The 21250-nt window shown below is 71.3% G+C and carries 20 protein-coding genes and 1 pseudogene; 8 read left to right on the top strand and 13 right to left on the bottom strand.

What is annotated here, in order from left to right; translation table 11 throughout:
* Window positions 1-28: 28 nt before the first annotated feature.
* Entirely contained in the window at window positions 29-505 is a 477-nt protein-coding gene (locus ACNAVT_RS01415; protein WP_416292026.1) for a hypothetical protein, read from the bottom strand.
* Between the two features lie 95 nt (window positions 506-600).
* Here ACNAVT_RS01415 and ACNAVT_RS01420 point away from each other — a divergent pair, with 95 nt between their 5' ends.
* Window positions 601-1176, top strand: coding sequence for a PadR family transcriptional regulator (locus tag ACNAVT_RS01420; RefSeq protein ID WP_416292028.1), 576 nt, complete (start codon window positions 601-603; stop codon window positions 1174-1176).
* 1 nt (window position 1177) lies between these two features.
* Here ACNAVT_RS01420 and ACNAVT_RS01425 read toward each other — a convergent pair whose 3' ends face one another.
* The 7 genes from ACNAVT_RS01425 to mca form a co-directional block, all read right to left on the bottom strand.
* The gene (locus ACNAVT_RS01425; RefSeq protein WP_416292030.1) at window positions 1178-3217 is read right to left on the bottom strand and encodes a thioredoxin domain-containing protein; all 2040 of its coding nucleotides are present in this window, start codon (window positions 3215-3217) and stop codon (window positions 1178-1180) included.
* Between the two features lie 108 nt (window positions 3218-3325).
* Window positions 3326-3952: a restriction endonuclease subunit S gene (locus tag ACNAVT_RS01430; protein ID WP_416292032.1), complete on the bottom strand. Its 627-nt coding sequence runs from the start codon at window positions 3950-3952 to the stop codon at window positions 3326-3328.
* Complete coding sequence (locus tag ACNAVT_RS01435; RefSeq protein WP_416292034.1) at window positions 3949-5601, bottom strand: N-6 DNA methylase; 1653 nt, start codon at window positions 5599-5601, stop codon at window positions 3949-3951. Before ACNAVT_RS01435 ends, ACNAVT_RS01430 begins: the two co-directional genes overlap by 4 nt.
* 8 nt (window positions 5602-5609) lie before the next feature.
* The gene (locus tag ACNAVT_RS01440) at window positions 5610-6299 is read right to left on the bottom strand and encodes a hypothetical protein (RefSeq protein ID WP_416292035.1); all 690 of its coding nucleotides are present in this window, start codon (window positions 6297-6299) and stop codon (window positions 5610-5612) included.
* Between the two features lie 246 nt (window positions 6300-6545).
* Window positions 6546-9041: a putative bifunctional diguanylate cyclase/phosphodiesterase gene (locus ACNAVT_RS01445; protein ID WP_416292816.1), complete on the bottom strand. Its 2496-nt coding sequence runs from the start codon at window positions 9039-9041 to the stop codon at window positions 6546-6548.
* A 215-nt stretch (window positions 9042-9256) separates the two neighbouring features.
* Window positions 9257-9553 (bottom strand): hypothetical protein, encoded by a 297-nt coding sequence (locus ACNAVT_RS01450; protein ID WP_416292037.1) that lies wholly within the window; start codon window positions 9551-9553, stop codon window positions 9257-9259.
* 48 nt (window positions 9554-9601) lie between these two features.
* Complete coding sequence (mca, locus tag ACNAVT_RS01455) at window positions 9602-10483, bottom strand: mycothiol conjugate amidase Mca (protein WP_416292039.1); 882 nt, start codon at window positions 10481-10483, stop codon at window positions 9602-9604.
* Window positions 10484-10695: 212 nt separating this feature from the next.
* On the opposite strand from mca, the gene ACNAVT_RS01460 reads away from it, so the two are divergent.
* Entirely contained in the window at window positions 10696-11130 is a 435-nt protein-coding gene (locus ACNAVT_RS01460) for a DUF4307 domain-containing protein (protein ID WP_416292041.1), read from the top strand.
* Between the two features lie 144 nt (window positions 11131-11274).
* Entirely contained in the window at window positions 11275-11775 is a 501-nt protein-coding gene (greA, locus tag ACNAVT_RS01465) for a transcription elongation factor GreA (RefSeq protein WP_416292043.1), read from the top strand.
* A 135-nt stretch (window positions 11776-11910) separates the two neighbouring features.
* Here greA and ilvA read toward each other — a convergent pair whose 3' ends face one another.
* The 3 genes from ilvA to ACNAVT_RS01480 all read right to left on the bottom strand — a co-directional run bounded on the left by ilvA (window position 11911) and on the right by ACNAVT_RS01480 (window position 15906).
* On the bottom strand, window positions 11911-13131 hold the full coding sequence (ilvA, locus tag ACNAVT_RS01470; protein WP_416292045.1) for a threonine ammonia-lyase: 1221 nt from the start codon (window positions 13129-13131) through the stop codon (window positions 11911-11913).
* A gap of 203 nt (window positions 13132-13334) precedes the next feature.
* Complete coding sequence (locus ACNAVT_RS01475; protein ID WP_416292047.1) at window positions 13335-14747, bottom strand: amidase; 1413 nt, start codon at window positions 14745-14747, stop codon at window positions 13335-13337.
* Window positions 14748-14763: 16 nt separating this feature from the next.
* Window positions 14764-15906 (bottom strand): cystathionine gamma-synthase, encoded by a 1143-nt coding sequence (locus ACNAVT_RS01480; protein ID WP_416292048.1) that lies wholly within the window; start codon window positions 15904-15906, stop codon window positions 14764-14766.
* 85 nt (window positions 15907-15991) lie between these two features.
* Here ACNAVT_RS01480 and ACNAVT_RS01485 point away from each other — a divergent pair, with 85 nt between their 5' ends.
* Together ACNAVT_RS01485 and msrA are read left to right on the top strand one after the other, a co-directional pair.
* Complete coding sequence (locus tag ACNAVT_RS01485; RefSeq protein WP_416292050.1) at window positions 15992-16405, top strand: HIT family protein; 414 nt, start codon at window positions 15992-15994, stop codon at window positions 16403-16405.
* 74 nt (window positions 16406-16479) lie between these two features.
* Window positions 16480-17148 carry a peptide-methionine (S)-S-oxide reductase MsrA gene (gene msrA, locus ACNAVT_RS01490; protein WP_416292052.1) on the top strand — a complete coding sequence of 223 codons (669 nt, stop codon included), beginning with the start codon at window positions 16480-16482 and terminating at the stop codon, window positions 17146-17148.
* Between the two features lie 14 nt (window positions 17149-17162).
* Here the strand turns inward: msrA and ACNAVT_RS01495 are convergent, their stop codons facing one another.
* Window positions 17163-17669 (bottom strand): hypothetical protein, encoded by a 507-nt coding sequence (locus tag ACNAVT_RS01495; RefSeq protein ID WP_416292054.1) that lies wholly within the window; start codon window positions 17667-17669, stop codon window positions 17163-17165.
* Window positions 17670-18002: 333 nt separating this feature from the next.
* Between ACNAVT_RS01495 and ACNAVT_RS01500 the strand changes: the two genes are divergently transcribed.
* Together ACNAVT_RS01500 and ACNAVT_RS01505 are read left to right on the top strand one after the other, a co-directional pair.
* Window positions 18003-18353: a YciI family protein gene (locus tag ACNAVT_RS01500; RefSeq protein WP_416292056.1), complete on the top strand. Its 351-nt coding sequence runs from the start codon at window positions 18003-18005 to the stop codon at window positions 18351-18353.
* 49 nt (window positions 18354-18402) lie between these two features.
* Window positions 18403-18483: pseudogene (locus tag ACNAVT_RS01505) on the top strand (peptide-methionine (S)-S-oxide reductase); the annotation flags it as partial.
* Window positions 18484-18540: 57 nt separating this feature from the next.
* Here the strand turns inward: ACNAVT_RS01505 and ACNAVT_RS01510 are convergent.
* On the bottom strand, window positions 18541-19179 hold the full coding sequence (locus ACNAVT_RS01510; RefSeq protein ID WP_416292058.1) for a hypothetical protein: 639 nt from the start codon (window positions 19177-19179) through the stop codon (window positions 18541-18543).
* 286 nt (window positions 19180-19465) lie between these two features.
* On the opposite strand from ACNAVT_RS01510, the gene ACNAVT_RS01515 reads away from it, so the two are divergent.
* On the top strand, window positions 19466-21250 hold the full coding sequence (locus tag ACNAVT_RS01515) for an N-acetylglutaminylglutamine amidotransferase (RefSeq protein WP_416292059.1): 1785 nt from the start codon (window positions 19466-19468) through the stop codon (window positions 21248-21250).

Below are 21250 nucleotides of genomic sequence, written 5' to 3' on the forward strand. Positions count from 1 at the left end.
GCCTCTCCGGGCCGCCCCCAGCATCCGCTCAGCTGGAGGCGGTGACGCCGATCCGGCGCGGACGCCGGGCCACCTCGCGGGCGGTGGCGCGCGCGATCAGGAACGAGCCGACAACCGTGGGCGCGAGCCAGGCCACCAGGTGCCCGTCGCTCATCTGCACCGCGAAGCCGGTCACGAAGGCGATCACGGTGCTGCCCATCAGGTTGAGGTGCCAGATCCGCCAACCGCGACCGCCCATCACCCGCGGCCGGCGGCGGGCGAACCAGAGGCCACCGACGAGCCAGCCGAGGGTGAGCGCGCCGAGCAGGGCCAGCCCCCAGAGCCGGGCCGGGTGGTAGGCGAACAGGCCGAAGGCGCTGAGGCTCAGGCCGACGGCGGCCCCCGCATAGATCCGGCCGAGGAGGGTGTGCCGGCCGCGCCGTTTCGGCGCGAGCAGCACGGGCACGGCGAGCAGCAGCCCGACGGTGCCGCTGGCGGCGTGGATCACGACGAGGACGGTGTGCATGAGGCCCCCCCTTGACCTCCCACTATGGGAGGTCGCCAAGGCCATCGTGCAACCTGACACAATGGGATGTCAAGCGATACGTGAAGGAGCACCGAATGCCGGACCGGCCCCTCAACGCCACCGCCGCCTCCCTGCTGGGCTTCCTGCACGACGGCCCGATGACCGGCTGGGACCTGGTCGAGTACGCCCAGCAGCGGATCGGGGCGTTCTGGTCGCTGACGCAGAGCCAGGTCTACCGGGAGCTGACCGCGATGGCCGCGGCCGGGCTGGTGCGCGCCGGCGAGCGCGGACCCCGCGACCGCAAGCCGTACGAGATCACCGACGCCGGCCGGGCGGCGTTCGCCGGGTGGGCGGCGAAGCCACCGGCAGAGGAGACGATCCGGTTCCCGATGCTGCTCACCGTGCTCTTCGGCCGGCACCTGCCGGCGGACCGGCTGGCCGCGTTCCTCGCCGAGCACCGGGTCGCCCACGCCGCCCGGCTGGCCGAATACGAGCAGGTCGCCGCCGCGCTCCCCGAGGAGGCGGAGGTTGTCGACCCGTACTCGGTGGCGACGCTGCGCTTCGGGCTGGCCTACGAGCGCGCGGTGCTGGACTGGTTCACCACCCTGCCGCCCGCCCTGCGCGGCGACGACGAGGGCCCGGCGGACGAACCGGGCCGGCCGCCGGCGTGACTCAACCGGCCAGTCGGGCGACCAGGTCGTCGACCGAGGTGACCGGCCGGTCGCAGACGAACCCCCGGCAGACGTACGCGGTGGAACGCCCGTCCAGGGCCGGCCGCTCGGCCAGCAGCGGCACGCCCGGCTGGTCGGCCCGACCCGCCACCACCACCGCGCCGGGCGGGGCGTGGCGGCGGGCGGTCGCCACCAGTGGGTCGCCCACCGGGTCGTCGGTCACCACCGCGATCTCGTACGGCCCGGACAGCAGCGCCTCGCCGACCGTGGCCGCGTACCCGGCGAACCGGGCGTGCCGGCCGACGATCGGCGCGACGGTCGACAGGGCGGCCTCGGCCGCCTCCCGGTACCGCGTCTCGCCGCTCAACGCCGCGTACGCGACCAGTGCCGCGATGATCGCCGACCGGCCGGACGGGGTGGCGTTGTCGGTCGGGTCGGCCGGCCGGGTGACCAGCCGCTCGGCGTCGTCGGCGGTGTCGTAGAAGCCGCCGTCCGGGGCGGCGAACCGGGCCAGCGCGACGTCGAGGAGCTGACCGGCCAGCGCCAGCCACCGTCCGTCGCCGGTGAGCTGGTGCATCGCGCAGAACGCCTCGGCCACGCAGCCGTAGTCCTCCAGCACGCCGGCCGGCTCGCCGACGAGCTTGTCCCGGGACACCCGGCGCAGCCGCCCGTCCACGACGTGCGCCGCGGCCAGGTGCTCGGCGGCGTCCCGCATCGCACCGTCGGCCACGATGACGACGCCCTCCATCAGGTTCGCGTCCTCGTCGTCGGGGGACGCGTAGAGCGCGGCGACCTGCTGGAACTCGGCGATCGCGGTGATCGCCAGGCCGTTCCAGGCGGCCACCACCTTGTCGTCCCGGGCCGGCTGGGGGCGGGTGTCCCGGGCGGCGAGCAGCCGCCCCACCACCTCCTGCCAGCGGGCCCGGACCGCCGGGTCGGCGGCGTCCACGTCCCGGGCCAGCCGCAGCACGCTGGTGCCGTGTTCGAAGGTGCCGGACTCGGTCACCCCGAACAGGTCGGCGGCGAAGCGGCCGTCCTCCTCCCCCAGCACCTCGGTCAGCTGGGCCGGCGTCCAGACGTAGGTGAGACCCTCGACGCCCTGGGTGTCCGCGTCCAGCGCGGAGGCGAAGCCCTCGCCCGGCCGGTGCAGCTCGTCGGCGAGGAACCGGGCGGTGTCCCGGGCCACCCGCCGGGCCAGCGGATCTCCGGTGAGCCGCCAGAGCTGGGTGTAGACCCGCAGCAGCAGCGCGTTGTCGTAGAGCATCTTCTCGAAGTGCGGCACCGTCCAGTGCCCGTCCACGGAGTAACGGGCGAAGCCGCCGGCGAGCTGGTCGTGCAGACCGCCTCGGGCCATCGCCTCGCAGGTGTGCCGGACGATCTCCAGGCTCCGGGCCGACCCGGTGCGCTGGTGGTGCCGGAGCAGGAAGAGCAGGTTCATGTGCGGCGGGAACTTCGGCGCACCACCGAATCCGCCGTTCGTCTCGTCGTACTCCCCGGCGAGCTGGTCCGCGGCGGCGTCCAGCAGCTCGGCGGTGAGCGGGGCGGAGAGACCGCCCACGGCCTGGGCGCCGCCGATCGCCTCGACCACGGCGGCGCCCTGGCGCAGCACCGCCTCCCGCTGGTCCCGCCAGGCGGTGGTGACCGAGCCGAGCAGGCGGATGAAGTTCGCCCGCGGGAAGTACGTGCCGCAGAAGAACGGGGTGCCGTCCGGCGCGGCGAAGACCGTCATCGGCCAGCCGCCCTGCCCGGTCATCGCCTGGGTGGCGGTCATGTAGACGGCGTCGACGTCGGGCCGCTCCTCCCGGTCCACCTTGATCGAGACGAAGTCCTCGTTCATGAGCTGGGCGACGCCCTCGTTCTCGAACGACTCGTGCGCCATCACGTGGCACCAGTGGCAGGCCGCGTACCCGACCGAGATGATCACCGGGACGTCCCGCCGCTTCGCCTCGGCGAACGCCTCGTCGCACCAGGGCCACCAGTCGACCGGGTTGTCGGCGTGCTGGAGCAGGTACGGCGAGGTCGCGCTGGCGAGTCGGTTCATTTGACGACCATATCCAGCCCGCGAAGGCGGCCACCGCCGGTCACCCAGGCAGCCTTCCTCATTCGCCTGTATCAGTTTGCGCCCCCGCCTGACCGGTGGCCCGCCTGCTCAGCGAGGCAGTTGCAGCTTCTCTCCCCGCAACAGGGACCATGCCAGGCCGTCTCGGGTACGGGCGGCGACGCGGCTGATCTCGGCGTGCACCTCGGCCTGCTCGTCCAGCAGGCCGAGGTGGTGCACAATGTCAGCTTGTCGCTCCGGGGGCGGTATGAGGACGGGCAGTTCACCGAGGGCCGCAGCACTGATGGACGGTACAGCGGTGCCCCTGGCGTGCCGTTTCAGCCAGTCCTGAACCTCGGGTAGGGCCAGGTAGTAGGCAAGGTAGCGGGCAGCGACCCCTTGCGGTCGCACTCTCACCAGGCCAGTGGAGTACAACCAGCCGTCGCACTCCTGCGGAATCCAGGCAGCCCGCCCCACCGTACCGGCACGAGTCACCAGAACATCGCCCGGCGACACCAAGTACCGTGACAGGCCAGCCGCAACATCGGGATGAATGCGGTATACGTCGTTTGAGCGGACTCGTCCATCCGCGAGGTCCTTAGGCGCGATCATGGGATGGCCGTCGGGCCGACGGTCCTCCGCACTGATCGCGGCACCCGACGGGCCGGAGCGGATATCGGCCAGTTCACCCAACGCCGACTCGACCCATCCTCCCGGCGTGACTCCGAGCAGACTCATTCCCCACCCAATCGATCGAACAGCTCTTGCACCCGAGCATCCACGCCTTTCGCCAGCTCGGTTAGCCGGGCCAACTCCCGGTATAGGGAGCCCAACTCGCCGGGTCGCGCAGTGCAGGCTCCAGCTGGTTCGGCCCCCACATACACCGACGGCAGGAGCGAGTAGTCATGGGCAGCGATGATCTCGGGTGCCACTGCCATGCTGAATCCGAGCAGATGATCAAACTGGTTTCGGTCCCGGTCGGCGGCTTGCCAGCGCCGGTATTCATGGACGACCTTCTCGATGTCGTCGGGCCGAAGCTCCCTACGGTTCCTGGACGCCATAGCACCGCCCGCTCGGGCATCGATGAAAAGCACGTCGCTCGGCTGGCCCGTCGGCCTCCGTACGAGCCAGAGCGTCACACCTATATTGGTCTCGGCAAAGAGGCTCGACGGCAGTGCCACCACCGCGGTCACCGCTCCTGCGTCGATCAGCGCCTGCCGTACTGCCCGATCGGCCGAGGCTCGGCTGAAGGCAGCGACATTGGGCATGACGACCGCCCCGCGGCCGTTGCTGCCGAGTGAGGCGACCGCTGACTGCAGCACGATCATCTCCCTTCGGCGGGAGGGGCCAAAGCGCTCCGCCTCCGCCTCATCGCGGGCCAGGAGTCCGAAAGGAGGATTGGTGACGACGACATCAGCCAAGCCGTCGGCGGAGAGCTCGCTCGTTTGCCGGATGGCACCGACCGAGAACTCGCCGGAACTGTGCATGGCGACGTTCATTTGAGCCAACTCCACCATGATGGAAGACGGATGTGACCCATCAATCCTCAACGGCTTCGGAGAGAGGTCCACCGCGTGCCGTAAGAGCTCGACCAACAGTTCCCCGCTACGACAGAAGGGATCAAAGCAACGTTCTCCCCCAGTGATTGGGCCCAAGAGCTTGGCGGCCAGACGGGTGATCGACCGCGGGGTGACGAAGGCGTATCTGACCTCGTCGGCCAACCGATCGAAGGCGTAGTCGAACAGCTCGGTCAACTCGTCCTCACCGGTCGCGCCAGGACCGCCGACCGACGGCACGGGAATGTCCCCGAGCAGACCGATGATCCGCGTCAGGGAATGCCCGAGGACAGGTGTGACGGCTACCAGCCGTTCCGCGGTCCGCGACGCCTCCGGCAACTCCGCTGCGGCGAAAGCGCGCGAAAGGACGTGGCGAACCTCTGACGGTTCGGGACGTAACGCGAGATGCTGCCACGCCACCGGCCGGAACCGTCGAACGAAGGCAAGTGCCAGCAGGACGTGCCAGTACCCGCTGTCTCGCACCGCCATCCGTGGCAGGTCGGTAAGGAAGGAGGTTAGGCCGTGCGAAAGATTCGGACTGCGGGAGCCGGAAGGCACGGAACGCCGCTGCCCGCTCCCCGGCCCACCTGCGGCCAGCCGATCCCCATACGTGGTACCCGGCGCCTCGTCCGGCCGCAGCACCTTGGCGGGAATCCGCCGCGGCGACAGCCAGGCGATCACCTCGTCGCTCCGAAAATGCTCCCCGTCCGGTGTTGTCACAGGTTGGGGGAAGTCTTCGTACCGGCGCTGCCAGTTCGTCACGGCGGGCCGTTCGACGCCGGCGAGTTGCGCAATCTCGGAGCGCGTGAGGAAGCCTGGTCGCGAGTCCATGCCTGTCCTCAGAACCAGGGCTGCGCGACGCAGGACCGCACGTCTTCTCGTCTCGACAGGACAGTGGGTACCCGGTCGAACACTCGTACCTCCATGGCGAGCACCCCGTCGATCGCGTCTAGGAGACGGTAGAGCTTCCGATGGTCGGCAACGAGGTCGCGGTGGTGAATCGGCTCGTGATGCATGATCCTGTTGCGCAGCAGCCGCATCGTCTCGAATGCCTCGTGCAGGCTCGCGCGAGGCCCGGAGTAGCGGGGAAACGCCTTGTGTAGGGTCGGCACCCACAGGTGGCGGTCGTACAACGAGCCATGGTGGTTGCTGAGCAGGGAAACCCAGAACCCGAAGCTGAGTTCCGCCACCACATCGTCCGCAGTCGGCGGAACCAATCCTCGATTGCGACACCGACGCCGACACTTCTGCTCGGCTTCCTGCACGAGACGTGCGCCGTGGTCGGTGAGCGGGGCCGACATCCACCAGTCGGACCGGTCGTACCCGACGCTGAGCTGATCGTGAAGCGCGTTACGCAACGCGATCTCCAGGCAGTGGAGCGGACCGTAAAAAGCCGCCGAGACCTCGATGTTCCACCAGTAGAGTGCCACCGCCTGACGGTCGTCATCGTTGGTAATCGTCAGGTATGGACGCATCCGCGGCGCGGAGAACGCCCGGCGGATCCAGCCCGGCAGGTCGGCAGAGGTCATGCTCGGTCACTCCGTCCAGGAGGGGTTGCACGGATGGGCTGGCGTGGTACGGTGGCCCCGTAAGCCCCGGGTCCGCCTCTGCTTTGCATGCCGCCCGGGGCACGGCTTTTTTGGGCAGGCTCACGCCGCCTGATGTAGACCACCGTTACCGGAAGCCGCAGTCCCGTAGGCAGTAGGAACTTACCGCCCCACCGTCCGTTTCCGCAAGCGCATCACACTGCGCAGAAGTTGTTAACCCCGACTCCGTCAGGAGGCGCCGTCGGCGCGGAGCGGGAAGACGTTGCCGCGGGCGGTGTCCAGCAGCGACCCCAGCACCGCCCCGATCTTGTCCGCGGGCATCGGTTTGAAGAAGTGGTAACCCTGGGCGGCGGTGCAGCCCAGCTCGGCCAGGGCGGTCCGCTGCTCGGCGGTCTCCACCCCCTCGGCCACCACCCGCAGCCCCAGCTCGTGGGCGAGCCCGACCGTGGTCCGGACGATCGCCGCCGCCTCCGGTGAGTCGGTCATCCGGATGACGAAGGAACGGTCGACCTTCAGCTCGTCGACGGCGATCCGGGTCAGGAAGGTCAACGACGAGAACCCGGTGCCGAAGTCGTCGACGGCGAGCTGCACCCCCATCGACCGCAGCGTGGCGAGCACCTCGTCGATGACCTCCAGCTCGCTCATCACCACCGTCTCGGTGATCTCCAGCACCAGCCGGTGCGCCGGCACCTGGTGCCGGCGCAGCGCCTCACCGATCTCCGCCGGCAGCCGCGGGTCGAGCAGGCTGCGCGCCGAGAGGTTCACCGAGATCGGCAGCTCCAACCCCTCGCGGGCCCACCCGGCGGCCACCGCCAGCGCCTTGTCCAGCACATACCGGGTGAAGGTGCCGAGCTGCTCGCTGTTCTCCACGGGGCGGATGAAGTCGGCCGGGCCGAGCCAGCCTCGCCGCGGGTGCCGCCAGCGGATCAGCGCCTCCACCCCGGTCGGGGCGCCGGTGGCCAGGTCCACCGCCGGCTGCAACGCCAGCACCAGCTGGTCATCGGCCTTCAGGGCCTCCCGCAGCTCCGCGAGCAGGGCCAGGTGGTCGGTGCTCGCCGCGTCCCGGGAGCTGTCGTACGCGGCGACGCTGCCGCCGCCCTCCTTCGCCTGGTACATGGCGATGTCGGCCCGGCGCAGCAGCTCGGTCAGGTCGGCGGTGCCCGCGTCGGCGACCACCACCCCGACCGCCACCTCGACGGACATCCGTACGCCCGCCACCTCGGTCGGCGCGGCGAGCCGCTCGGCGATCTCCCGGGCCTGGCGCAGCGCGTACGCCAGCGGGGCGGTCCGGTCGTCGACCACCGGGACCGCGGTCAGCAGCAGCGCGAACTCGTCGCCGCCGAGCCGGCCGAGCAGGTCGCCCGGGCGGGCCAGGGCGGCCAGCCGGTTCGAGGTCAGCCGCAGCAGCTGGTCGCCGGCGGCGTGCCCGAGCGTGTCGTTGACCTCCTTGAACTGGTTGATGTCGAGCAGCAGCAGTGCCACCGGGTGGTCGTGGGCGTGCTGCCGCAGCGCCTTGTCGCCCTTGCTGAGCATCGCGGCCCGGTTGAGCAGCCCGGTGAGCTGGTCGTGCACCGCCTCGTACGACGAACGGGCGGTGACCAGACGCAGCTCGCGGTGGGTCGCGGCGTCGTGCAGGGCGGCGGCCAGGGCATCGCCGAAGGCGGCGACGGCGTCCCGTTCCCGGGGGTCCGGCGGGGCCGATCGAGGAAAGTGGACTCGCAGCCGTCCCACCTGGACACTGCCCACGGTCAGCGCGCGGACCAACTCCTGCTCGCTCGGCTCGGTACGTGCCGGCGGCTTCACCTCGCGGTCGCGTACCTGGCCGCCGGTGTCTGCCCGGTAGCGCCGCCACCGGCCGTCGCCCCGGGCCACGTCCACCTCGACCAGTTGGGCGCCGAAGAGGGTGAGCGCCCCGGTCACCGCGGCGGTCGCCACGCCCCGTTCGTCGAGCTGGTTGAGCGCGGCGGTGGCCTCGGCGAAGACTCGCCAGGTGCGCCGCTCCTGGTCTGCCCGGAGCCGGTGGCGGTAGGTCTGCTGGAGCAGCCAGAGCGGCGGCGGGAGGAGCAGCAACCAACGGACGTCGAGCTCCAGCAGCGCGACCACCACCAGGCCGACGGCCACGTTGCCGACGAACATGAGCAGCTTGCCGCGGAGCGCGGCGAGCACCGGCGGCCCGATCGAGATGCCGTGCCGCAGGGCGCGGCTGGCGCCGCCCAGCCAGGCGGTGGTGAGCAGATAGGTCACCGAGCCGGCGATGAGCGCGACGGCGAGTTCCGGGGTCGGCGCGGCGAGCAGCGGCCGGCCGAGCGCGTTGGCCACCGCGGCGGCGAGGGCCGTGGCCGCGGTCAGCGACCCGACGATCCGGACCAGTTCCAGCGCGGGCTGACGGTCGGCGAACAGGGACATCGCGGTCCAGGCCACGCCGGCGCCGAGCAGGGCCGCGCCGGGCAGCCAGCCGGCCGGTACGAGATAGAGGCAGACGATGAGAGCCGCCTCGCCCCAGGTGATGCTGACCATCCCCGACGCGGTGCGGAAACGCAGGCGGGCGAGCTGGGCCACGGCGAACGCGGCGACCGCGATGCCGAACCTGACGGGGGCCGGCAGCGGGTCGTCCGGCGGCAGGGACGCCGTGACGGTGAGGCCGAGCACGGCGGCCACCAAGGCGGTGACCGCGACGGCGGCGGCCAGCAGGAGCACTCCGGTCGGCGTGCCACGGAGGCCCAGCCGATCGGGGGGATGACCGTCCCTGGCGGGGATCACGGACCCACCCTGTCCACCGACGGTCCGCGGGCACGGCGGGCGGCCACTGCTGCCACGGACATCGGCGCCCTCCTCCCGCGCACGGCTCGAGGACTTCTGGTCCCCCGGCGGAAGGCTAAGCCAAAGCCGGTGGTCGCAACAGGGGGCGACGACCGGCTTCGGCGTGATTCACGTGCCGACTACCCGTTCCGGTGCTGCTGGGAGCCGTTGGGAGCGTTCGTGGATGATTCCTGCGGGACGATGCCGTCTGTCGGATCGGGGGCCGTCGCGTCGGTCCGGCTCGACTCGGCCGGGCCGCCCTGCCGCGGGAACTGGTCCGGCAGCCGGCGCAGCCGGGCGTTCATGTTGCGGATCAACAGGACGGTGGCGGTGGCCAGCAGCACGATGAGGAAGAGGCCCATCGGTCCGGCCAGACCACCCGTGCGGGTGTCACCGAAGTTGTTCTCCGCGAGCACCTGGGCGGTGGCGGTCAGCATGGTGTTCCTCCGATGTGCGGCTGCCAACCAGCGTAGCCCGCCGGGGAATCAGCGGGCATGGCACGTCTCGCGGACCCCGGCGAAGAGGTCGGACTCCGGCAGCGGGCTGTCCACCAGCGAGCGGGCGAGCTGGAAGTCCTCGGTCGGCCAGGCGCGCCGCTGAAGCTCCATCGGCACGTGGAACCAGAAGCCGTCCGGGTCGATCTGCGTGGCGTGAGCGCGCAGGGCGTCGTCACGGACCGGGAAGTAGTCGGCGCACTCGACCCGGGTGGTGATCCGGGGGCCCTTGTCGGGGCGGTCCTCCCAGCGCTTGAGCCAGTCCTCGTACGGCGACTCCAGGCCGGCGGCGAGCATGGTCTCGTGCAGGGCCATGATCTTGCCCTTGGAGAAGCCGACGTCGTAGTAGAGCTTCAATGGCTGCCACGGCTCGCCCAGCTCCGGGTGGCGCTCCGGGTCGCCCGCGGCCTCGAAGGCGGCGACGGTCACCTTGTGGGTCATGATGTGGTCCGGGTGCGGATAGCCGCCATCCTCGTCGTAGGTGGTGACGACGTGCGGGCGGAACTGACGCATCAGCCGCACCAGCGGCACGGCGGCGGCCTCGACGTCCTGAAGGCCGAAGCAGCCCTCCGGCAGCGGCGGCAGCGGATCGCCCTCGGGCAGCCCGGAGTCGACGAAGCCGAGCCAGGCCTGCTCGATGCCGAGGATCGCCCGGGCCGCGTCCATCTCGGCGCGGCGGATCTCGCCGATGTTGGCCCAGACGTCCGGCCGGTCCATCTTGGGGTTGAGCACGCTGCCCCGCTCGCCGCCGGTGCACGTCACGACCAGGACATCCACCCCCTCAGCGACGTATTTCGCCATGGTCGCGGCACCCTTGCTCGACTCGTCGTCGGGATGGGCGTGCACGGCCATGAGACGTAGCTGTTCTGCCACCTTCGGCGCTCCTCGTCTGTGCCCGTCGGCCGGACCCGCCCGGGACCGACCGGCTGACCTGCCGGAATCCTCCCCCGCGCCCACGCAAGGCCCCGTGTCGGCCGGCCGGCGACGAGGCCGACCTGCCATCCTTGACTCAGCGCCGGGCTGGGAAGATGGACTCTGCCATTCTTGCCGATGCCGCCGACAACAACGCCAGGAGATACCCGCCGGTGAGCGAGACGCACGCCACAACCGCACCGGGTGCGCCGGTCTTCCCGCCCGGCCGCTACGGCCGTCGCCGGGAACCGGGGCACCGTCGCCCCGTCCTGCTGGCGCTGCTGGTGGCCGTCCTGCTGGCGGTCCTGGGCCTGGTCGCCACGAAGCTCTACAACCAGTACGGTGACCCCGAGTACCGGGCCGACGTGATCACCTACGCCGAGATCACCGACTCCCGGGTGGTGGTCGACTTCCGGGTCACCGTGCCCCCGGGCGGCTCGGCGACCTGCCTGTTGCGGGCCCGCTCCCACGACGGCGCCGAGGTGGGCCACGCCGAGGTCACGGTGACCGCCCGGCCCGGCGACCGGCACGTCACGGCCCGGCACGAGGTGCCCACCACCGCCCGCCCGTTCATCGGCGAGGTGCTGCGCTGCCGGCCGGCCGCCTGACCCCGACCGCACCCACCTGCCGAACGCCTACCCGGGGTCCCGCCGCCGGCACCCCGGATCATCGACGGCACCCAGACGGGTCCGGCACTGGTAGTTTGGTGGTTTCACCTGTCAGCCAGCCCCGCACTACCAAGGAGATCGCCTGTGTCCACGAATGGCAACGAGGCGCCCGCCACCTGGCTGTCCCAGGACGCACACGACCGTCTGCAGGCCGAGCTCGACGAGCTGATCGCCAACCGGCCGGTCATCGCCGCCGAGATCAACGCCCGGCGCGAGGAGGGCGACCTGCGGGAGAACGGCGGCTACCACGCCGCCCGCGAAGAGCAGGGCAAGGCGGAGGGCCGCATCCTCTACCTGAAGGAGCTGCTCCGCACGGCCAAGGTCGGCGAGGCGCCGACAGCCGACGCGGTGTCGCCCGGCATGGTCGTCACGATCTACTTCGACGACGACGCCCACGACACGGAGACCTTCCTGCTCGGCTCCCGGGAGATCGCCTCCACCACCGACCTCACCGTCTACAGCCCCGAGTCCGCGCTCGGCCAGGCGATCCTGGGCGGCAAGGCGGGCCAGAGCTGCACCTACACGGCGCCGAGCGGCGCCGACATCAAGGTGACCGTCGTCAAGTTCGAGCCGTTCTCCGGCTAACCGCCAACCGGACCCGCGCCGGATGGCTCGGGTCCGACCCGACCGAGGCTGACAGACTCCTCGGACCCGAGCCACACCGACCGCCCCAGCCTCCCGGCCGGGGCGGTCGCGTCGTTCCGGGCCCCGGGGGCGCGATCACGCCTCGGCGGCGAAGACCACCTGGTAGCCGCTGGCCCGCAGGGCGCTGATCAGCGTGTCCGAGTGCTCCACGCCGCGGGTCTCCACCGAGAGCGCGACCTCCACCTCGCCGAGGCGCAGGCGCGGATTGGCCCGCTGATGCTCCACGTCGACCACGTTGGCCCGGTGCTCGGCGATCTCACGGAGCAGCGAGGCGAGCTGACCCGGCCGGTCCGAGCAGCGCACGGTGAACCGCAGGTAGCGGCCGGCCGCCGCGAGGCCGTGCTCGATCACCCGGAGCATGAGCAGCGGGTCGATGTTCCCGCCGGAGAGCACGGCCACCACCGGCGCCTCCACCTCGACCACCCTGGCCAGCAGGGCGGCCACCCCGACCGCGCCGGCCGGCTCCACCACCTGCTTGCCGCGTTCCAGCAGCATCAGCAGCGCCCGGGAGATGTCCTCCTCGGACACGGTGACGACCTCGTCGACCAACTTGCGGACATGGGTGAAGGTCAGCTCGCCGGGACGGCCCACCGCGATCCCGTCGGCGATGGTCGAGAACGCGGGCAGGCGCACCGGCTCGCCGGCCTTGAGCGAGGGCGGGAAGGCGGCGGCGCTCGCCGCCTGCACCCCGATCACGCGTACGTCGGGACGCAGCGCCTTGGCCGCCACCGCGATGCCGGAGATCAGGCCACCGCCGCCCACCCCGGTGACGATGGTCCGCACGTCCGGACACTGTTCGAGGATCTCCAACGCCACCGTGCCCTGGCCGGCGATGACGTCCCGGTGGTCGAACGGGTGGATGAACACCGCCCCGGTCCGGTCGGCGAAGGTCTGGGCCGCCACCAGCGACTCGTCCACGGTGTTGCCGACCAGCTCGACGGTGGCGCCGTACCCCTTGGTGGCGGCCACCTTGGGCAGCGGCGCGTTGACCGGCATGAAGACGGTGGCGTGGGTGCCGACCAGGCCGGCGGCGAGCGCCACCCCCTGCGCGTGGTTGCCGGCGCTCGCCGCGACCACGCCGCGTTCCCGCTCCTCGGCGGAGAGCCGGGAGATCCGCAGGTACGCACCGCGCACCTTGTACGACCCGGCGCGTTGGACGTTCTCACACTTGAGCCACGCCGGGCCGCCCAGCGCGGCGCTCAGCGGCCGGGAGGGCTCCAGGGGGGTGGTGCGGGTGACGCCGGCGAGCAGTTCCCGCGCGGCCTGTACGTCGGCGAGACCGACCATTTCCGTCATGCCCCGATCGTGCCACCCGCCCCCGGCGGAACCTGCGGCGACGCCGCCGTCGGATCGGCCACCACCTGCGGCGACGGCCCGGTGACGGGCTGCGCCGGATACGGCGGGGCATACCCGGCGGGCGCACCGGGCGTGGGCCAACCGGGGTAAACCGGCCAGGCCGGCACGGCCGTCCAAGGCGCGCGTTGGGGGTGAACGCTAAATCATGCGTGCGCCGGCGACCCCGTTCCGATCCGGGGGTAGCCGGGCGCGTGCCGTTGCCAGGGCGCCTGCATCTCGAACTGGCCGGCGACGCCGAGCAGCAGCAGCTCGGAGCCGGGCGGGCCGACGAACTGCACGGCGACGGGCAGGCCGTCCGGGCGGCGGCCGATCGGCACCACGATCGAGGGCAGCCCGGCGATGTTCCACGGGGCGGCGTACGGGGCGTACCGGATGTTGGCCTTCATGTTCGCCAACCAGGAGCGGCCGGACCAGCCGGCGGCCTCCGGCGGCGGCCCGGCCAACGCCGGGGTGAGCAGCAGGTCGATCGAGTGGTCGGCGAAGAAGGCCACCGAGCGTTCGCGCCAGGCACGCCGGTCGGCCTCCCGGACGTACCCCCGGCGCTGCGCCCACTCGCCGAGCGCGACGTGCCGGCGGCTGCGCCGTTGGAGACCACGGCGCTCGATGCCGGCGGCCTGCACGTCGGCGGCGGCCGCCGCGAACCAGGTGGCGATCCCCTGCAGGCCGAGCCGGGTCGGGTAGACCGGATCGGCGGGGACGGTGTCGTGCCCGGCGGCGGCCAGCAGCCGGCCGGCGGCGGCCACCGCGTCCCGGTTGGGCGCGTCCGGCGAAACACCACGCACCGGGGAGCGCAGCGAGACGCCGACCCGCAGGCGGGGCGGCTGCTCCAGCTTGTCGGGACGGCGCCCGGCCAGCACCGAGAAGCCGACCACCGCGTCGGCCACCGTGCCGGTCAGCACGCCGTGCTCGGTGAGGCCGAACCAGTCCTCCGCGCCGAGCTGGCAGGGCACCACACCCCGGCCCGGCTTGAGCCCGATCAGGCCGCAGCAGGCCGCCGGGATGCGGATCGAGCCGAGGCCGTCGTTGCCGTGCGCCATCGGCACCAGCCCGGCGGCCACCGCGGCGGCCGCGCCACCCGAGGAGCCGCCGGGGGTACGCCCCCGGTCCCAGGGGTTGCGGGTCACCGCCGTCTCGTCGTCGGTCACCGCCCAGAGGCCGAGCTCCGGCATCCGGGTCACCCCGAGGATCACCGCGCCGGCGCCGCGCAACCGCCGGACCACCTCGTGGTCGGCCTCCGCCACCGGGGTACGCACGGCGGCCGACCCGTGCCAGGTCGGCAGCCCGGCGACCGGGGTGTTCTCCTTGACCGCGACCGGCACCCCGGCGAGGGGAAGGTTGGCCAGGTCCTCCTGCTCGTCGACCTTCTCCGCCTCGGTGATCGCCTCCCCGCCGCGTACCGTGCGGAACGCGGCGAGCTCGGCGTCGGCCCGCGCGATGTGGTCCAGGTGGTCGGCCACGACCTGGGTGGCCGAGACGTCACCCCGGCGTACGCCCCGGGCGATCTGCTTGGCGGTCGCCCCCACCCAGGTCGTCGGCATGAACTCCTGCACGGCCACCCTCCCCAGCCAGCGGTCAGCCCAGCGCCTGCTCCAGATCGGCGAGCAGGTCGTCGACCGTCTCGATGCCGACAGACAGTCGCACGAGATCGCCGGGAACTTCAAGCGGCGAGCCGGCAGCACTCGCGTGTGTCATCCGTCCCGGGTGCTCGATCAGGGACTCGACGCCGCCGAGGGACTCGGCGAGCACGAAGAGCTTGGCCCGGTTGCAGATCTGCACGGCGTGCTCCTCGCCGCCCGCGGCCCGGAAGGAGATCATGCCGCCGAACCGCCGCATCTGCTTGGCGGCCACCTCGTGCCCCGGGTGCGAGGGGAGGCCCGGGTAGAGGACCTCGCCGACCTTGGCGTGACTGTCCAGATAGGCCGCGATCCGTTCGGCGTTGTCGCAGTGCCGGTCCATCCGTACGCCGAGGGTCTTGATGCCGCGCAGGGTGAGCCAGGCGTCGAACGGGCCGTTGACCGCGCCCATCGCGTTCTGGTGGTAGCGCAGCTGGTCGCCGAGCCCGGTGTCGGCGGCGACCAGGGCGCCACCGACCACGTCGGAGTGTCCGCCCACGTACTTGGTGGTGGAGTGGACCACCACGTCGGCGCCGTGCGCGATCGGCTGCTGCAGGTATGGCGACGCGAACGTGTTGTCGACCACCAGCAGCGCGCCCGCGTCGTGCGCGACGGCGGCCAGGGCAGCGATGTCGGCGATGCCGAGCAGCGGGTTGGTCGGCGTCTCCACCCAGATGATCTTCGTGGTGCCGGGACGGATCGCGGCCCGCACGGCGTCCGGGTCGGAGACCTTCGCCGGGGTGAAGTCCAGCCCCCACCGTTCGGCGACCTTGGCGAACAGCCGGTAGGTGCCGCCGTAGGCGTCGTCCGGGATGACCACGTGGTCACCGGGCTTGCAGACGGTGCGCAGCAGGGTGTCCTCGGCGGCCAGGCCGCTGGCGAAGGCGAGTCCCACCGGACCGCCCTCCAGCGCGGCCAGGCACTCCTGGAGCGCGTCCCGGGTGGGGTTGCCGGAGCGGCTGTACTCGTAGCCCTGCCGGGGCGCGCCGACGGCGTCCTGGGCGTAGGTGCTGGTCTGATAGATCGGTGGGATCACCGCGCCGGTGCGGGCCTCCGGGTCCTGGCCGGCGTGGATCGCGAGCGTCTCGAAGCCGTGACTCATTCCCGAGACGTTAGTCCGACCTCCCGTCTCGACGGCTGTAACCCGGCCGCGGGTCACCCGGAGACCGGCGCTATAGCCTGGCGCGGTGAGCGGGTGCGTGTTCTGCGGGATCGTGGCGGGCGAGGTGCCCGCGTTCACCGTCGCCGACGAGCCGGACGGCGTGGCGTTCCTGGACACCCGGCCGGTCTTCAAGGGGCATGTGCTGGTGGTGCCGCGCGCCCACCTGGTCACCCTCGACACGCTGCCGGCCGAGGCGCTGCCCGGTTACTTCCGGCTGGTGCAGCGGCTCATCGTGGCCGTGGAGACCGGTCTGGGGTCCGGCGGGACGTTCGTGGCGGTCAACAACAAGGTTTCCCAGTCCGTCCCGCACCTGCACACCCACGTGGTGCCCCGCACGAAGGGCGACGGCCTGCGCGGCTTCTTCTGGCCGCGGACCCGCTACACCGACGACGCCGAGGCGACCGACTTCGCCCGACGGATCGCCGCCGCCCTGGCCTGAGCACGGCACGGGCGGGTAAGAAAGCGGGGACCGGCGGTGTTGCACGCTGGGAGAGGCAAGAGAGGAGTCCCACCGTGTTCCTTCGCCGCATGAAGGCCGAGCTGCCCACCCCCGACCAGGCCCTGCCGGGCCGGTCGATCGCGATGCCGATCTCCGACCGGCACGAGGTGCTCCCCTCCCCGTTGAAGGGCCCGTTCCCGGAGGGCTCGCAGGTCGCCGTCTTCGGGATGGGTTGTTTCTGGGGCGCCGAGCGGTTGTTCTGGACCCTCCCCGGCGTGATCACCACCTCGGCCGGCTACGCGGGTGGCAGCACCCCGAACCCGACGTACGAGGAGGTCTGCTCGGGCATGACCGGGCACGCCGAGGTGGTCCAGGTGGTCTACGACCCCACCCGGATCAGCTACGAGGATCTGCTCAAGGTCTTCTGGGAGAACCACGACCCGACCCAGGGCATGCGCCAGGGCAACGACGTCGGTACGCAGTACCGCTCGGCGATCTACACCACCACCGACGATCAGCTCGCCACCGCGCAGGCGTCCCGGGACGCGTTCGCGCCGATCGTGGCGCGCGCCGGCAAGGGCGAGATCACGACAGAGATCGCCCGGCTCGGCGACTACTACTTCGCCGAGGACTACCACCAGCAGTACCTGGCGCCGACCAAAAATCCGAACGGCTACTGCACCCACGGCCCGACCGGGCTGACCTGCCCGGTCGGAGTCGCGCGGGTCACCGAAGCGCACTGAGCGCGTCTCGCGACCTACGGGAGGGGGATCTTGAAGTCCGGTCCCCCTCCAGCCACCACGAACGGTGCGTACCCACGGTCGACCGTGTCGACGGCCAGGTCCGAGAAGACTAGCGAGATGTTGTGGCCATTCGTCTCGATAATGGCCTCGTGAAACGGAAGATCGAGGAGCTGTGACCACCGCTCTGCGTCAGGCGAGTCCCGCAGAAGTTTCATTCCCGGGTACAGCACCTGCCACTTGACGCCCCACACGTAGCCGTCGAGGTCGACGCCCTGCTCATAGTCAACGAGCCGCTCGTCCAGTGATCGCATCCAGACCTCAGGCGGCACGGCGGACGTGGCCACGGCTCGGACGCAGTACTTGAACCGGTACCTCAGGTGCTTTGGCGTGATTCCGGTGCGGGGGTCGGCGGTCGCGTAGACGAAGACGTCGTAGTCACGCATGTAGTCGGCGAAGCCGTGGAACACGATGGCTTGATCGAATACATCGTCGAACGCGGCCCGGATCTCGTCGATGTCCACGCCCGCATCATCGCAGCGGTCCTGAACGAGCCGGTGGGAGCCCTCGCTGCGGGCCCCCGAAGTACCTCACCGTCCGCCAGAGTCCAAAAATCCGGGTGGCTATTGCAACCACGGCCCCAACGGCATGACCTGCCCGGTCGGGGTGGCCCGCACGTCCAGCGCCGCTCACTGACCACCCATTGCGGTAACTGGCAAGGCCACTGGGTTCCGACCCGGTGGCCTTGTTCCGTGTTGGGGTCTGGAAATTTCCGGCCTGAGTGTCGTATCCGCCCGACGCCGTTCGTAGCGAAGATGGAGGTGGACGACGGGTCCGCCCGGGACGAGGGAGCAGACATGGCCGAGTACCTCATCTACTTCAACCAGCAGTGGGTTGGTGACCACACCGAGGAGTGGTTCCGCGGGCGTGGGCCACTCGCCGCGGCGGTCGTGGACGAGATCAAGGCAGCCGGGGCTTACGTGTTCGCCGGGGGACTGGAGGAAGACGGCCCCGTCTTCAGCGCCGACGCCACGAGTGGCACGTTGATGTTCACCGACGGACCCTACGTCGAAACCAAGGAGTGGCTGGGCGGGCTGACGGTGGTGGACGTGGCCGACGAGGAAACAGCCCGGATGTGGGCCGGCAAGCTCGCGGAAGCATGCGGCTGGCCCCAGGAGGTCCGACGGTTCGGCCGCAGCCCGGAGTGAGTGGGGAGTCGGAGGTCCCAGCTTCGAAGCACTACACCCTGCGCCAGAGTCCAAGAACCCGAACGGGTACTGCAACCACGGACCGAACGGGCTGAGCTGCCCGGTCGGCGTGGCCCGTACCGCCGGCTGAACATCTTCGAGCCGTGCCACCGGCCGCCGAGCCAGCCGCTCGGCGGCCGGTGGCCGGTCAGCCGAAGTGTGTGCCGGCCACCGTCTCCGCCTCGGTCGCGTCGAGCCAGCGGACGACGTGCAGGTGCTCCCCGAACCAGCGGACGACCCCGGTCCGGAGTTCCTCGCGGACAGCATCGGGGTCGACGTCGGCCCGACCTCCCAACCGCCACCGCCCCGGCTCCGCTGCGTCGGCCAGCACGGTGCTGAGGTCCACGGACAGCTCTCGCCGGCCGTCACCGCGGGTGACTTCGTCAACCCTGACGTACAGGTAGCCGGTCGCCTGCCGGTCGCTGCGGACGTCGGCGATCCGGCCGTCGAACCGCCGGATCCGGTCCCATCCCGGTGACGGCGGCGGTTCCTGGCTCTCCCGCCACTGGCGGTAGGCGGCCATTCGTGCCTCGTCCGCGCGCCGCTTGCGGCGAAAGGCCACCAGCGATCCGGCCCACATCAGGAGCCCGACGCCGCCCCATCCCAACACCAGCTCGTGGTCTTCGGGGGAGCCGACAGACATCACCGCGACCAGCATCGGATAGCAGCCGAGGCAGAGGAGGATCGCCCAGGGCGTGTAGAAGCCGACGAGACCGTGCCGGCCCGCGAAGTCCAGGAACTGGGGTGGAATCTCCTCCTCGTCCTCGGGGCGATCGGGAGACGGCATTCGCGCGCTCACCTCCTCGGGCGGTGTCGGTGTCCGTACCGTAGCGACTGCCCTCCATCGGCATAAGCCACAGAAAGGCCATTCCGCTACTGGGACATACCTCACAGGAGGCGGCCCGGGAATCCGGCCAGACTGGCAGCACCGAGGCGGGAGCCAAGGTGACCACGTGACGTTCAGCAACCGCCTCGCCGAAGAAACCGCGCGGGCGCGGATAATAGCAGTGCATCAGCCAATCGTCATCAGCTCAAGCGGCGAATCGCACCGGCCTCTGGCAGCATGGGCCGGCATGTGCGGACTTGCCGGAGAGTTCCGCCGTGACGGCTCACCTGCCGATGTGGCAGCGGTCGAGCGCATGGCGGCCACGATGAGTGACCGAGGGCCCGACGACAGCGGAGTCTGGTCCCAGGGGCCGACGGCCCTGGGACATCGCCGCCTGAAGATCATCGACCTCTCCGCAGCGAGCGGTCAGCCGCTCGTCGACCCCGCCGCCGGCCTCACCGCCGTCTTCAACGGCTGCGTCTACAACTACCGTGAGCTACGCGACGAACTCCAAACCAGAGGCCACCGCTTCTTCTCCTCGGGCGACAGCGAGGTCGTGGTCAAGGCGTACGCCGAGTGGGGGCTGGACTTCGTCGACCACCTGGTCGGCATGTTCGCGGTGGCGATCAGCGAGCGGGACACCGGCCGGCTGGTGCTGGCCCGGGACCGCCTCGGCATCAAACCGCTCTACCTGGCCGAGACCCCGGGCGCGGTCCGCTTCGCCAGCACCCTCCCGGCGCTGCTGGCGGGCGGCGGGATCGACACCACGATCGACCCGGTGGCCCTCGCGCACTACCTGAGCTTCCACAGCATCGTGCCGCCGCCGCGGACCATCCTGCGTGGCGTCACCAAGCTCCCCCCGGCCACCGTGCGGGTGTACGAACCGGACGGGTCCACCCACGAGCGGGTCTACTGGGAGCCCTCCTTCACCCGTCTCCCGGAGCGGGCCGACTGGTCGGCGCGGGACTGGCAGGACGCGCTGCTGGAGTCGCTGACCACCGCCGTACGCCGCCGGATGGTCGCCGACGTACCGGTCGGTGTGCTGCTCTCCGGCGGGCTGGACTCCAGCCTGGTCGTCGCGCTGCTGGCCGGCGAGGGGCAGCCCGACCTGGCCACCTTCTCCATCGGCTTCGACGCGGTCGGTGGCCGGGAGGGCGACGAGTTCGTCTGGTCCGACCTGGTCGCGAAGACGTTCGGCACCGACCACCACCAGATCAGGGTGCCGACCGACGACCTGCTGCCGCCGCTGGAGGCCGCCGTCGCGGCGATGAGCGAGCCGATGGTCAGCCACGACTGCGTGGCCTTCTGGCTGCTCAGCCAGGAGGTGTCCCGGCACGTCAAGGTGGTCCAGTCCGGCCAGGGCGCGGACGAGATCCTGGGCGGCTACCACTGGTACCCGCCGCTCGCCGGCGTCGACCGGGAAGGCGCGCTCGAGACGTACGCGAAGGCGTTCTTCGACCGCGACGCGGCCGGCCTGGCCCGGGTGCTCAACCCGGCCTGGCTGGCCGACGGCGACCCGGCGCGGGAGTTCGTCGCCGCGCACCTGGCCCGGCCCGGGGCGCAGCTCGCGGTGGACGCCGGCCTGCGGATCGACACCCAGGTGATGCTGACCGACGACCCGGTGAAGCGGGTCGACAACATGACCATGGCGCACGGCCTGGAGGCCCGGGTGCCGTTCCTCGACCACGAGTTCGTGGAGCTGGCCGCGAGCTGCCCGGCGGAGCTGAAGCTGGCCCAGGGCGGCAAGGGCGTGCTCAAGGAGATCGGCCGCCGGCTCCTCCCGCACGAGGTGATCGACCGCCCGAAGGGCTACTTCCCGGTGCCGGGCCTCACCCATCTGGAGGGCGAGCTCCTCGACCGGGTACGCGACGCCCTCTCCGCGCCCGAGGCCCGCCGCCGCGGCCTGTTCCGCCCGGAGTACGTCGACGCGCTGCTCGCGCACCCGAACGCCGAACTGACCCCGTTGAACGGAAACAAGCTGTGGCAACTCGGACTCCTGGAAATGTGGCTCCAGAGCCACGGAATCGACTGA

The sequence above is a fragment of the Micromonospora sp. SL4-19 genome, assembly GCF_047921475.1.
Lineage (GTDB): Bacteria > Actinomycetota > Actinomycetes > Mycobacteriales > Micromonosporaceae > Micromonospora.